The organism is Mycobacterium sp. NGS16 (assembly GCF_059813225.1).
This window is the reverse complement of sequence record NZ_JCALEE010000001.1, coordinates 169,460-181,841: the sequence shown is the minus strand read 5'-3', so window position 1 is coordinate 181,841 and position 12,382 is coordinate 169,460. Positions and strand designations below refer to the sequence as shown.

The 12,382-nt window shown below is 66.9% G+C and carries 13 protein-coding genes; all 13 read right to left on the bottom strand.

What is annotated here, in order from left to right; translation table 11 throughout:
* Position 1 precedes the first annotated feature (1 nt).
* Positions 2-541 carry a hypothetical protein gene (locus tag AC5Y4Q_RS00865; RefSeq protein WP_125224786.1) on the bottom strand — a complete coding sequence of 180 codons (540 nt, stop codon included), beginning with the start codon at positions 539-541 and terminating at the stop codon, positions 2-4.
* A gap of 17 nt (positions 542-558) precedes the next feature.
* Positions 559-1,047: a hypothetical protein gene (locus AC5Y4Q_RS00860; RefSeq protein WP_064924106.1), complete on the bottom strand. Its 489-nt coding sequence runs from the start codon at positions 1,045-1,047 to the stop codon at positions 559-561.
* The gene (locus tag AC5Y4Q_RS00855) at positions 1,044-1,712 is read right to left on the bottom strand and encodes an Rv1363c family protein (RefSeq protein ID WP_065019312.1); all 669 of its coding nucleotides are present in this window, start codon (positions 1,710-1,712) and stop codon (positions 1,044-1,046) included. Before AC5Y4Q_RS00855 ends, AC5Y4Q_RS00860 begins: the two co-directional genes overlap by 4 nt.
* On the bottom strand, positions 1,709-3,409 hold the full coding sequence (locus AC5Y4Q_RS00850) for an MCE family protein (protein WP_125224785.1): 1,701 nt from the start codon (positions 3,407-3,409) through the stop codon (positions 1,709-1,711). Before AC5Y4Q_RS00850 ends, AC5Y4Q_RS00855 begins: the two co-directional genes overlap by 4 nt.
* 3 nt (positions 3,410-3,412) lie before the next feature.
* Positions 3,413-4,600 carry an MCE family protein gene (locus AC5Y4Q_RS00845; protein WP_064924109.1) on the bottom strand — a complete coding sequence of 396 codons (1,188 nt, stop codon included), beginning with the start codon at positions 4,598-4,600 and terminating at the stop codon, positions 3,413-3,415.
* The gene (locus AC5Y4Q_RS00840; RefSeq protein WP_499957572.1) at positions 4,597-5,931 is read right to left on the bottom strand and encodes an MCE family protein; all 1,335 of its coding nucleotides are present in this window, start codon (positions 5,929-5,931) and stop codon (positions 4,597-4,599) included. The genes AC5Y4Q_RS00845 and AC5Y4Q_RS00840 overlap by 4 nt, the downstream gene beginning before the upstream one ends.
* On the bottom strand, positions 5,928-6,986 hold the full coding sequence (locus AC5Y4Q_RS00835) for an MCE family protein (RefSeq protein WP_064924130.1): 1,059 nt from the start codon (positions 6,984-6,986) through the stop codon (positions 5,928-5,930). The genes AC5Y4Q_RS00840 and AC5Y4Q_RS00835 overlap by 4 nt, the downstream gene beginning before the upstream one ends.
* A complete protein-coding gene (locus AC5Y4Q_RS00830) occupies positions 6,973-8,010 on the bottom strand; it encodes an MCE family protein (protein ID WP_064924111.1) in 1,038 nt (345 codons plus the stop codon). Before AC5Y4Q_RS00830 ends, AC5Y4Q_RS00835 begins: the two co-directional genes overlap by 14 nt.
* Entirely contained in the window at positions 8,010-9,182 is a 1,173-nt protein-coding gene (locus AC5Y4Q_RS00825; protein WP_064924129.1) for an MCE family protein, read from the bottom strand. Before AC5Y4Q_RS00825 ends, AC5Y4Q_RS00830 begins: the two co-directional genes overlap by 1 nt.
* Before the next feature lie 40 nt (positions 9,183-9,222).
* On the bottom strand, positions 9,223-10,065 hold the full coding sequence (locus AC5Y4Q_RS00820; RefSeq protein WP_064924112.1) for an MlaE family ABC transporter permease: 843 nt from the start codon (positions 10,063-10,065) through the stop codon (positions 9,223-9,225).
* A 49-nt stretch (positions 10,066-10,114) separates the two neighbouring features.
* Positions 10,115-10,879, bottom strand: coding sequence for an MlaE family ABC transporter permease (locus AC5Y4Q_RS00815; protein ID WP_064924113.1), 765 nt, complete (start codon positions 10,877-10,879; stop codon positions 10,115-10,117).
* Positions 10,880-11,104: 225 nt separating this feature from the next.
* Complete coding sequence (locus tag AC5Y4Q_RS00810) at positions 11,105-12,031, bottom strand: 3-oxoacyl-ACP reductase (protein WP_064924114.1); 927 nt, start codon at positions 12,029-12,031, stop codon at positions 11,105-11,107.
* A gap of 79 nt (positions 12,032-12,110) precedes the next feature.
* Positions 12,111-12,305 carry a ferredoxin gene (locus AC5Y4Q_RS00805; RefSeq protein ID WP_064924115.1) on the bottom strand — a complete coding sequence of 65 codons (195 nt, stop codon included), beginning with the start codon at positions 12,303-12,305 and terminating at the stop codon, positions 12,111-12,113.
* Between the last annotated feature and the right edge of the window lie 77 nt (positions 12,306-12,382).

Here is a 12,382-nt window from a genome sequence, read left to right as displayed (position 1 = left end):
CTCAGCTGCACAGGTGGATCGGGTTGTCCTGACAGGTCAGCGGGTAGTGCACCACCGGGTTCGGCAGCGGTGAGACGAACGTCAGCGTGAACGGATGCTTGTCCAGCCCGGGCTGCTCGCCGCAGACGGCGGCGTGCGACTGGGTGTAGGTGCCGCGCAGGGACGTGTCGAACTGGTACATCTCCTCGCTGGCGGCGGTTTTACCATCCGGGCATTTCTTACCGGCCAGCAGCGGCGTGTGGTAGCTCCACAGGCCGTTGGACAACCGGTAGGCCCCGGCCTGTCCCGGAGGGCCGTCGCTTTCCACCTGCAGCTTGCAGCCGACCGCCAGGTGCAGCGGCACCCGCCCGTCACCCACCGTCGGGACGCACAGCGGATAGATCTTCCACGTCGCCGTGATACCGGCGCCGTTGTAGGTGTAGATGCCCTCCAGCGTGCCTTCCGGCGCCGCGTCGTCGTCGGCGCTGGCCTCGGCAGCCAGCCCGCCGCTCGCCGCCATCGCGACAACGCACGCGATCAGCCCGCGAACGAGTCTCCTCATGCCGCTCATCCTCTCAGCTAGATCGGTGCGATGTTGCTGATCAGCCACTTGCGGTCGACCTTGCGGAAGTCGACCCGCAACCGACTGCCCTCGTAGAGCTTCTCTTTGGATTTGCCCGTCACGGTGCGGTTGATGAAGACCAGCACCGAACCGGTGGTGCGGCGGGCCGCCAGGGTACCGACGCCGACGACGTCGACCTGGTTGACCAGTTGCTTCTCCCGGGCCTGCGGGATGATCTCGTTGACGGCCCGGGCCTCGAACTCGCGCCGGTACTCGCCGGTGAACATCGGGTAGGTCTCGGTCAGGCTGCGTTCCACGGTCTTGTACTCGTAGCCGAGCACCTTGGGGATCTCATCGATCGACAGCTTGACCAGTTCAGCGCTGGCCAGCTGTTCGCCGCGCGTCTCGACCCGGCTCCAATACAGCGTTCCCGCGGTGGCCCCCAGCCCCACGAACACTCCGAGAATTGCCACCAGGGCGGCCAGCACCCACCAACGCTTGCTCATCGGGTGCTACCGTCCGGCCATTTGAGGTCGTAGGCCGTCATGTTCCCGGCGTCGTCCTCATGGACGATGATCCGTAGCGCGTACGGCTGCGACGGCTTGTTGACGCCCTCGCTGTCGGTCGCGGTCGCGCGCATCGCCACCAGGACCGAGGCGTTGCCGGCAACGTCGTCCACGCCCTCCAGGGCGGCGGCGTTGACCACCGCCTCGGAGCTGTGCTTGGTCTCGCGCAGCAGCGCCTTGAGGTTGTCGGCGTTGGCCGCCATGGTGTCGCGCAGCGGGCCGCTGGTGCCGGCCACGAAACGGTCCACCTGGTCGTTGATGGTGTCAGGTGTGTAGGTGTACATGTTGAGCACGGTCTGCACCGCGGTGTCGACGAAGCGCTGGTCCCGGCTGTCGGCTGCGGCGGCGTGCCGGTGCTGCACCAGCAGGACGGCGACCAGCCCGCCCAGCACCGTGCTCGCCACCAGGGCGGCGACACCGGCGACGAGGGCGGTCTGCCGCGCGTTGGCCCGACGCCGCGGCGGTGGGCCGACCGGCCGGGCCGCCCGCACCGCCGCCGGGCTGGGAACCGGCACCCGCACCGCTGCGGCCTCGGCGGCGTCACCGGCCGGGCCGGCCGCCCGCGAGGCCCGACGACGGGTCCGGGTGTCGTCCGGACCGCTCACGTCTGCCTCGGCTCGAGCATCAAGTCCGCCCAGTTCTCCGCCGGCAGCCATTTATCCGAGCCGGAGACGAACACCCCGGTGCCGCCGGCCGGGTCCACGAACCTGCCGGTGCGCTGGTCGTAGCTGCTGTAGGCGACCCCGTTGGCCTGGGCCGGCGCCTCGGCCGGCATCGGACCGGGTGCCGGGCCGGGAGCCGGGTCGCGGCCGTAGGCGGGCAGGCCGCCGTTACCGCCCGGGCTGGTCGGCATGTTCTGGTCCGGCGGGGCGTAGTACGGCCACGGTGCCGGCGGATTCGGACCGAGCTCATTCGGCGGGTACGGCAGCGGGTACGGCGGATTGGGTGCCGGACCCGGGCCGGCGGGTACCCCCGGGGGCAGCGCCACCACGGGCGGGCCGGGGTCGTAATCCGATTCCGGCGGGATGTAGGGGAACTTGTTCATCGGCTGGCGCATCCGCGGGTCGGTGATCGGGGTGTCGTAGGGCACCGGCGGGCCACGCCAGGCGTTGCTGCCGATCGGAATGAAGCCCTTGGGGTCCCGGCAGAGCTGAATGGTAGGCGCCCGCTTGCCCGGGTATTCCATGCAGGGGTAGTTGCGCGCACCCCGGACCGCAGTCGGATCGTTCTGAGCCGCTTTGCAGTACAGGCCCTTCGGCAGCTCACGCACCGTCTCGTCGGCCGGCGTGCGCATCTCGGTGAACGGCACGAACCCGACCGTGCACGGTGGCGGGTCGTGCATGTCGATCTTGAAATCGAGCTTGACGCCCTCTTCCATCGGCACCCCACCGGCGACGGTGAGCAGGGCGGCCATCAGGGCGGGGAAGACCACCAGTGCATGTTCGATCGAGTTGCGATAGATGACCCCGACCCGACCGAAGTTGGCGATGCTGGCCGCCAGCGTCGGGAACGACGCCTGAATTCCACTGAACGTGGTGTTCGCCGCGTCGGTGACCGAAGGCAGCGTCTGCAGTACTTCACGCAGCTGCGGGTCGGCGTTACGCACCTCGGTGGTGACCGCCGCCAGTGACTTGGTGAGCGTCTTGATGTCCTCACCGCTGCGGATCTGGGCGTCCAGGAACGGCTCGAACTGGTCGAGCAGGCTGTAGATCGCGTCGAAGTTGGCGTTGGCCTCGTCGACCAGCTGCCGCGATGACGCGATCATCCGGGCCAGCTCCTGCCCCGAACCGCTGAATCCCTGAAACGCGTTGCGCAGCAGATCCCGCAGCCGACTGTTGGCGACGCTGTTGACCAGCGTCTGGGCCTGATCGAGCAGTCCGGCGATGTCCTGGCCGATCGCGGTGCGGTCCTGGCCGATTCGTGCGCCGTTGTGCAGCGTCCCGGCAGCCGGGGCGCCTGCGGGGGGAACCAGATCGATGTACTGCTCACCGATGGCGGACATGCTCTTGACGGTGGCGGTGACATTGCCCGGGACCTTGGTGCCGCTGTTGAGCCGCATCTGCGCGTCGACGCCGTGGTCGGTGAGACGGACGTCTTCCACCCGGCCCACCGTCACCCCCCGGTAGGTGACGTTGGCGCTCTTGTAGATTCCACCGCCGCCGATGAAATCGGCGGTCACCTGGTAGGTCCCGATCCCCATCCGGCTCGGCGCGTGCAGGTACAGGATCGAGATCGCACCGACGGCCAGCACGGTGACCACGGCGAAGATCCCGAGTTGGATTCGAACCAGACGAGTCAGCATTGGTCAGTCTCCATAGTTCGGAGCCGTGCCGGGCGGGATCTTGAACGGGTCGGCCGCCTGCCCGGACAGGTTGGCCATCTCACCGATCAGGAAGTCCGGTGGGTTCAGGATGTCGTGCATGTGCGGCATGTTCGGGTCGAAGGCGCCGGTGGTGAACACCGACTCGCCGAGCCGGCGCAGCGTGAAGTCGAAGGTGACGTAGACGTTGAGGAAGTCCCCGCGGACCGCGTTGCGCAGGTACATCGACGGGAACGGGAACGTCGGGATGAACGGGAAGGCGGTCACCAGCTCGTTGGCGTTGTCGGCGAAGGCCTTGACGACCGGGTAGAGGTCCTTGATGTCGGCGGCAAAGTCCTCTTTTGTTTCGGTCATGATCCGCGACCCGACGTCGGCCAGGCGACCCAGCGCACCGAACGCGTCGATGATGCTGGAGCGGTTGTCGTTGAGCACCTGAAGCGCGGCCGGCATGGTCTCCAGCGCCCGCCCCAGGCTGGGGGAGCTGCGGGCCAGGGTCACCCCGATCCGGTTCAGGCCCTCGGCGGCGGCGATGATGTCGTGGGCCTGGCGGTCCAGCGATGCGGTGAGCTCGGCCAGCCGCGGTATCAGCCCGGCGAGGGTGCCGGCCCGGCCGGCGACCGCCGCGTACGCCTCCTCGGTGATGTCTTGCAGCGCACCGAGATTGCCCTGGTTGACCACCACCCCCAGTGACGACAGCACCTCTTCGGTGCTGGGGTAGCGTCCGGTCCGGCTGAGCGGAATCTGGTCGCCGGGCGCCAGTTTGCCGACGGGGGGCTCGTCGTACGGTTCGGACAACTCGATGTGTTGGGAGCCCAACAGTGAGGTCTGCGCGACCTTCGCCACCGCGTTAGCCGGAAGCACCACGTTGCCGTCCAGTGACAGCTTGACCGCCGCGTAGAAGCTGCCGTCGGGCTGTTGCACCGCCTGTAGGCCTGAGACGCTGCCCACGGTGACGTCGTGGACCATCACCGGCGAGTTCTGCGGCAATGTGGTCACATCCGGCAGCTGCACCGTGATGTTGTAGGACCCCCGCCCGTGGCCCGCAGTGCCCGGCATGTTCAGCGAGTTCAACCCACCGAACTGGCATCCGGACAACACCAGCGCCCCAGCGCCCAGAGCCGCGCTGCGCCGCCCGGCCCGCCTGACGGCGCCGGCTAGAGACTTCACGCTCATCTGCCCTCCCGCGGTGCGCCGGCCCCGGGTTGCTGCGGGCCGGTCGGCCCGGGCGCCTGGCCCAACTGCCCCGGCGCCGGCGGCGGCAGGAACAGTGCGGCGACGTCGTCGGTGCTCGGCGGGGTGACACCCGGCGCCGGCATCCACTTCAGGTACGGCACCGGAGTCTGCGCCTTGGCCTCGGTTGCCGGGGTGTCGTAGATGATCTGGCCCTTGTAGGCAGTGATCGAGTTGATCGGGTGGAACAGGAACGGCACGAAGTTCATCGCCCAGCGCCGCATGACCGGCCCCATCCGTTCCTTGCAGATCTCCGCCCGCTTGAAGTTGTCCGGCACTGAGCCGATATCGAAGATGCCACCGCAGATGAATTGCACCGGGTTGGCAAGGTCGGGCAGCGACAGCAGACCACTCAACGTGCCCTGCGCCGGGTTGTAGATGTTGTAGAAGTTGGTCAACCCGTGCGGGGTGATGTGCAGCACCTGCTCGAAGTTCTCACTCTGATCGCTGAGCACCTTGGCGAACTCCGACAGCTTGTTGACCTGGCTGATCAACGCGTCGTTGTTGTCGTGCAGGAAGCCCCGCACGTCGCGCAGCGCCTGGTTCAGCGTGCCCAGCGTGACGTCCAGGTCGGCCGAGCTGTCGGCCAGCACCGCCGAGACCGCCGCGACGTGGTCGGTGAACTGCACGATCTGTTCGTTGCTTCCCGACAGCGCGTCGACCAGTACCTGCAGGTTCTTCACGGTGCCGAACAAGTCGGTACGTGAGTCTCCCAGCCGGCCGGCGGTCGCCGACAACTCCCGCAGGGCGCTGCGGAAGGAGTCGCCCTTGCCGTCGAAGGTATCGGCGGCCTGGTTGACGAAGGCGCTCAGCGCACCGTTGAGCTTGCCCTGCTCGGGTGCCAGTTGCGCGCTGAGCTGGGTCAGCTCCTGCTTGACCTCGTCCCACTCCACCGGCACCGCGGTGCGGTTTTCGTCCAGCACCGCCCCGTCGGCCAGTTTCTCACCGCCGGTGTAGGCCGGAGCCAGCTGAATCACCCTCGCCGAGACGATGTTCGGCGCCATGAGCACCGCGCGCACGTCGGCCGGCAACGGGACGTCCCTGTTCACCGTCATGGTGATCTTGACGTTCTCCGGGCCCGGTTCGATGGACTCGATCCGGCCGACCGGTACGCCGACCACCCGGACGTCATCACCGGGATACAGGCCCACCGCCGAGGCGAAGTAACCCGTGATCCGGTAGCCGCGCTGCGCGGGCAGCACCAGGTATACGCCGGCGGCCAGTAGCGCGGCCAGCGCCCCGGTGAGCAGGATTCGTAACGTGGGACGCGTCATGGTGACTTCGGCTTGATGAAGGTGCGGTCGGTGATCATTCCGCGCAGGTAGTCGGCCAGGCTGTCCGGAAGCTTGCCCGGTTGGAAGTACAGGTCAAGTATCACCTCCGACATGGTGGGCGGCGGCATCCCGTAGAGGTTGATCTGGAAGCCGGGGCCCGAGGCGACCACCTCGCCGAGCGTGGTCGCATAGCCGGGCAGCCGGTCCAGGGCCCCGGCGATGCGGTCTTTGCGCTCGATCATGTTGTCGAGTACCAGGTTGAGCTTCTTCAGGGTCGGCCCGATCTGCGTCTGATTGTCGGCAACGAAGCCGGAAAGCTGTTGGGAGACATCTTCAATGCCGCCGATCAGCGCGCCCAGCGCCTGGCGGCGTTCGTCTAGCGCGGCGAACAATTGGTTGCCGTCGAGCACCAAGCGGTTGACCTGGGCGGCACGCTGGTTGAGCACACCGGTGACCGACTTGGCGTGGGTGAGCAACTGACCCAGCGCTTCATCGCGGCGGTTGATGCTGCGTGACAGCGCCGCCACCCCGTCCAGCGCCCCGCGCAGCTGCGGGGTCGCCTCGCGCATCGACTCCGTCAGCACCGCAAGCGCCTCTTCGAAACGCGGCTTGTCCAGGTCGCGGACGTTGCCGCCGAGGTCCTGCAGCGCGTTGTTGAGCGTGTAGGGCGCGCGAGTACGTTCCAACGGGATCTCGGTGACCGAGCCGGCCCCACCAGGAGTGATCGACAGGGCCTTCTCGCCCAGCACGGTATCGGTGCGGATCGCTGCCAGCGACTGGTCGCCGACCCGAACTTTGCGGTCGACGGTGAAACTCACCTTCGCGCTGGCCCCGGCCAACGCCACCTTGGTCACTTTGCCCACCCGGATACCCGACACCGTCACGTCGTTGCCGGACATGATGCCGCCGGCGTCAGCGAAGTAACCGTGATACGTCTTGCCCTGCGGCCAGAACGGCAAGCTGGTGTAGCCGAACGACACGAAAACCAGGCATGCGACCAGCGCGATGCCCAATGTTCCGGTGCGAACCGGGTTTACGCGGTCAACTCTTGACAGGAGAGCACCTCCCCTTGCTGGTATCGGTCTGGCCACCCATCGGCAGGATGATGTCGCTACCGGCAGGCCCGTTGAGCTTCATCGAGACCGTGCAGTAGTTGATGTTGAAGAACGAGCCGTAGGCGCCCAGCGCGTTGAGCCGCAGGTAGTTCTCTTCCAGCGGGTCGATCACCGCGTTGAGTTCGTCCTTGCGCTTGTCGAGCACCGTGGCCAGCGGCCGGGCGTTCTCGATCACGCCTTGCAGCGGCCGCCGGGTGCGGCGCAGCGTGTCGGTGAGATCGGTCTCGACGGTGGCCAGCGGACCGATTGCGCCGGCGATCGCGTCCTTGCCCTGAGCCAGTCCGGTGATGAGCTGCTGCAATCGGTCGACGGTGGCGTCGAACTGCTCGCTCTTCTCATCGACGGTCGCCAGCACCGTGTTGAGGTTGTTGATCACGTCGCCGATCAGCTGGTCACGGGAGGCCAGCGTGGTGGTGAACGAGCTGGTGCTGGCCAGCATCTGCGACAGTGCGCCGCCTTGACCTTGCAGCAGCTCGATGATCGCGTTGCTGATCTCGTTGATCTTGGTGCCGTCGAGTCCCTTGAGCACCGGGCGCATGCCGCCCAGCAGCGCGTCGAGATCCAGTGCCGGCTGGGTGTGTTCCCGGCTGATGGTGCCACCGGGCGGCAGCTTGCGCAGGTCGCCGGCGCCCGACGCGATCTCCAGGTAGCGGTCACCGACCAGGTTCTCGTACCGGATCAGCGCGCGGGTCGAGTCGTAGAGCTGGTAGCGCTTGTCCACGTCGAAGGTGACGTTGACGCTGTTGTTCGGCGTCAGCTCCACGCGTTTCACCGTGCCGACCGGGATGCCGGCGATCCGCACGTCCTCCCCGCCCTTGAGCCGGGAGGCGCTGGCGAAGTCGGCGTGGTAGGTGTGGTTGGAGGCGAACCGGAACTCGCCGAACACCACCACCAGGCCTGCCGACACCAGCAGCATCGCCGCGGTGAAGATGGCGACTTTGATCAGGGTGCTCCGGGTGTTCATCAGTATTCGTCCCGTTCCGCGAAGGCGCCGTTGAAGAGGAACTGCGCGGTGGACGGTGCGTCGAACTGCACCTCGGTGTTCGGCTGGAACGGGATGTAGGCGTTGTCGGTCACCAGGAACGGTGACCGGAACCAGGAACCGCCGTACTGCTTGCTCGGGATATCCGGCAGACCGCGACAGTTCGGCCCACCGCTTGCATTGGCCACCGGCAGACTCTCCGGATAGGTGTAGGCCGGTGCGCCCGGGATGAAGTTGGAGTGCACGTACAGCGCCGGCTTGGTACCGCCCAGCGACGGACCGAACTTCTCCAACGCCCCCTTGATCCCCTTGAAAAGGCAGCCGAACTCCGGCGAGTACTCGGCCAGCAAGCTGGACAATGCCCGGAACCGCTGGATACCGGCGATGAAGTCATCAGCGGCCGGCGCGAAGGTGTCGTAGCCGTTGTTGGCCAGGCCGGTTGTCGCCAGCAGCGCCTTGTTCAGGTTGTCGCGCTGGTCGACCAGGGTCTTACTGACGGTCGGGACGTTGTCGAAGGTCGCCGCCAGGTCGGGCGCGGCGTCGCCGTAGATGTTGCCGACGACCGCGGTCTTGGCGAAGCCCGTCTGCAGTTGCGGCAGTTTGGGATTGAACTTGTCCAGGTAGCCGTTGAGCCCGGACAATAACCCGCCCAGGTTGTCGCCGTTGCCCCGCAGCCCTTCGGCCAGCGCACTGATGGTCCCGTTGAGCTGCACCGGGTCGATCTTGTCGAGCACGTCGGTGAGCTTCTGGAACAGCGTGTTGACCTCGAGCTGCACGTCGGACGCCTGCACGTTGGCGCCGTTGCGCAACCCGCTTCCCGACGGCACCGGCGGCGGCACGAACTCCACCGACTTGGCGCCGAAGATGGTGTTGCTGGCGATGTGCACAGCGGCGTTCGACGGGATGTGGGACATCGCCGAGCTGTCCATGGCCAAGACGAGTTTGGCCTGTTCGCCTTGGTATTTGATCGCCTTGACCTTGCCGACCTGGATGCCGCGGTACTTGACCTTGGCGTCCTGCTCCATCACCAGCCCGGCGCGCGGCGAGGTGACGGTGACCTTGTCGGTGGAGGTGAAGACAGAGGTATAGGAAAGGTAGGTGAACGCGGTGGCGGCAAGCAGGATCGCACCGAGGATTGCCGCGGCAATCCGCACCTGGGTACGACTCGATCCCGTGTTCACCTGCATTCCCTTGCTATCCCGAGAGGTTGAAGTTACCGGACCCGCCGTAGACGGCAAGTGAAACGAACAAGGTGATGACCACCACCACCACCAGGGAGGTCCGCACCGCCTGACCCACCGCGATGCCCACGCCGACCGGCCCCCCGGCGGCGTTGAAGCCGTAGTTGGTGTGCACCAGCATCACCGCGATCGACATGATGATCGCCTGCAGAAAGGACCACAGCAAATCGGTCGGGATGAGGAAGGTGTCGAAGTAGTGGTCGTAGAGACCGGGCGACTGCGAGTTGATGAACACCGTGGTGGACCGGGCCGCAAAGAACGCCGCCAGCACCGACAGTGAGTACAGCGGGATGATCGCGATCAGGCCGGCCACCAGCCGGGTGGACACCAGATACGACACCGCATGCACCGCCATCGATTCGACGGCGTCGATCTCCTCGGCGACCCGCATGGCGCCGAGCTGCGCGGTGGTGCCGGCGCCGATGGTGGCGGCCAGTGCGATCCCGGCGACCACCGGCGCCACGATCCGCACGTTGAGGAACGCCGAGAGGAAGCCCGTCAGCGCCTCGATGCCGATGTTGCCCAGCGAGGAGAAGCCCTGCACCGCGATCACGCCGCCGGAGGCCAGGGTCAAGAAGGTGGCCACCCCGACGGTGCCGCCGATGATCGCCAGCGCTCCGGTGCCCATGGTGATCTCGGCGATCAGCCGGACCGTCTCCTTGCGGTACTTGGTCACCGCGTTGGGGACGTAGCGGATCGAGTCGCCGTAGAACAGCGCCTGCTCACCGAAATTGTCGACGGCCTTGGGCACCCAGCGGAACATCCGCTTGAACCGGAGCGTGGCGTCGTAGCTCATGGCTCGACTCCCGCTCGCTCGTTCCTCGCTCGCCGGAGCACTCGCGCGCTCATTTGACCAGCACCCGCACGCTGATCGCGGTCATGACGACGTTGATGACGAACAGACAGATGAAGGCGTAGACGACGGTCTCGTTGACCGCGTTGCCGACTCCTTGCGGACCGCCCTTGGCGGTCAGTCCGCGATAGCACCCGATCAGTCCGGCGGCCGTACCGAACAGCAGCGCCTTGATCTCGGCCATCACCAGCTCGCCCAGCCCGGTCAGCACGGTCAGCCCGTTGATGAACGCGCCCGGGTTCACGCCTTGCAGGAAGACGGAGAACACGTAGCCACCGACCAGTCCGATCGCACACACCAGGCCGTTGAGCAGCAGCGCGACGAACGTCGACGCCAGCGCGCGCGGCACCACCAGCCGCTGGATCGGGTCGATGCCGAGCACTCGCATGGCGTCGATCTCTTCGCGGATGGTGCGCGCCCCCAGGTCGGCACAGATGGCGGTGGCACCGGCACCGGCCACCACCAGCACGGTCACCACGGGCCCCAGCTGGGTGATGGTCCCGAACGCCGTCCCGGCGCCGGAGAGGTCGGCCGCACCGATCTCACGCAGCAGGATGTTGAGGGTGAACGCCACCAGCACGGTGAACGGGATGGCGACCAGCAGGGTCGGCACCAGCGAGACGCGGGCGATCATCCAGGTCTGGTCGAGGAACTCGCGGTACTGGAACGGCCGGCGGAACATACCCCGGAATGTCTCAATAGACATCTCGACGAATCCGCCCACGGCCCGGGCCGGAACCGTGAGCTGTTCGATCAAGGCTCGTCCTTCCGGTCGGGGCATCCGGGCTGCCGGTGGTCGCAAAACTGTATCCGGATACGGCGGGAGACCGGCGTCGTTCGCGCGATTACGACGCCGCCTCGCGTGAGCCGGATCATATTAACTAGAACAAGTTCGCAGTGTCAAAGGACACGTTTCTACTAGCTAGACTGCCTATTTGTCCTGGTCAGCGCGATTGTGATCCACGCCTCGCTGAAACGCGTTCTAATCGGCGTCCATGAGCTCCGAGGCGGAGAACGTCCGCCGCGGGTCCCGGCCGGAGAAGTAGTTCGCCAGCGTGTCCGACAGCACCGCCGGGTCCCAGGCCTGCCCGTCGGCGCTGAACTTCCGTTCCACCGTCGGCGCCGCCATCAGCGTGACCTCGGGTCCGTAGACCACGAAAACCTGGCCGTTGACCGACGCCGACGCCGGGGACGCCAGGAACCGGACCAGGGTCACCACGTGCTCGGGCGACAAAGGATCGACTTCGCCGGCGCCGACTTCCGGGGCTTCACCGAACACCTCGGCGGTCATCGCGGTACGGGCTCGCGGGCAGATCGCGTTGGCGGTGACGCCATAGCGGCTCAGCGCGCGGCTCGCCGACAACGTCAGGGCGGTGATCCCCGCCTTGGCCGCGCCGTAGTTGGCCTGCCCGACCGGGCCCATCAGGCCGGCCTCCGAGGAGGTGTTGACGATGCGGCCATAAACAGTCCCGCCGGTCCCCTCAGCCTCCTTGGCCTTCTGCCGCCAGTAGGCGGCCGCGTTACGGGTCAGCAGGAAGTGTCCGCGCAGATGCACCGCGATCACGGCATCGAAGTCGTCGTCGGACATGTTGAACAGCATCCGGTCCCGGGTGATGCCGGCGTTGTTGACGACGATGCTCAGCCCGCCCAGGCCATCGGCGGTGGTCACCAACTCATCGGCGGTGGAGCGTTGGCTGATGTCACCGGGCACCGCGACGCCCTTGCCGCCGGCGGCGGCGATCTGGTCGATCACGTCGGAGGAGTCCAGCGCCGGCGCGATGTCGTTGACGACCACCGTCGCCCCGGAGCGGGCCAGTCCGATCGCCTCGGCCCGGCCCAACCCGGCGGCCGCGCCGGTCACCACGGCGACCTTTCCGGACAGATCGGTCACGTTGTCGTTCGCAGTCATCTACGCCGCTCCTGGTTAAGCGCCGGCGCCCCGCGGACGCCGGCGGTTATGAATACCTCTAGTTGTCGTCGCTGAGAGGTTAGTCCTCGACCCGGCGCAGTGCGGCCCGCGGGCACTCGGCGATGGCCTGCATGGCGTGGGCCTCGCGGTCGGCCGGGATCGGTGCCATCTTGACGACGGCCTGCTCGTCATCGTTCAGATCGAAGAGGTCGGGGTCGATTCCGACGCAAATCGCGTTGCCCTCGCAACGATCCAGATCCACCTCAACTCGCATGACATCTCCTGACCGTCATTGTCCGCTACTGTCACCATAGGATCCAACAGCTCCCCCGCACACCGCGCTAGGGGGCC

Excerpts from the sequence above, each read along its gene's own strand:
- AC5Y4Q_RS00860 (WP_064924106.1), bottom strand. The coding sequence starts at position 1,047 with ATGAGCAAGCGTTGGTGGGTGCTGGCCGCCCTGGTGGCAATTCTCGGA.
- AC5Y4Q_RS00865 (WP_125224786.1), bottom strand. The coding sequence starts at position 541 with ATGAGGAGACTCGTTCGCGGGCTGATCGCGTGCGTTGTCGCGATGGCG.
- AC5Y4Q_RS00805 (WP_064924115.1), bottom strand. The coding sequence starts at position 12,305 with ATGCGAGTTGAGGTGGATCTGGATCGTTGCGAGGGCAACGCGATTTGC.
- AC5Y4Q_RS00830 (WP_064924111.1), bottom strand. The coding sequence starts at position 8,010 with ATGAACACCCGGAGCACCCTGATCAAAGTCGCCATCTTCACCGCGGCG.
- AC5Y4Q_RS00850 (WP_125224785.1), bottom strand. The coding sequence starts at position 3,409 with ATGCTGACTCGTCTGGTTCGAATCCAACTCGGGATCTTCGCCGTGGTC.
- AC5Y4Q_RS00845 (WP_064924109.1), bottom strand. The coding sequence starts at position 4,600 with ATGAGCGTGAAGTCTCTAGCCGGCGCCGTCAGGCGGGCCGGGCGGCGC.
- AC5Y4Q_RS00810 (WP_064924114.1), bottom strand. The coding sequence starts at position 12,031 with ATGACTGCGAACGACAACGTGACCGATCTGTCCGGAAAGGTCGCCGTG.
- AC5Y4Q_RS00840 (WP_499957572.1), bottom strand. The coding sequence starts at position 5,931 with ATGACGCGTCCCACGTTACGAATCCTGCTCACCGGGGCGCTGGCCGCG.
- AC5Y4Q_RS00820 (WP_064924112.1), bottom strand. The coding sequence starts at position 10,065 with ATGAGCTACGACGCCACGCTCCGGTTCAAGCGGATGTTCCGCTGGGTG.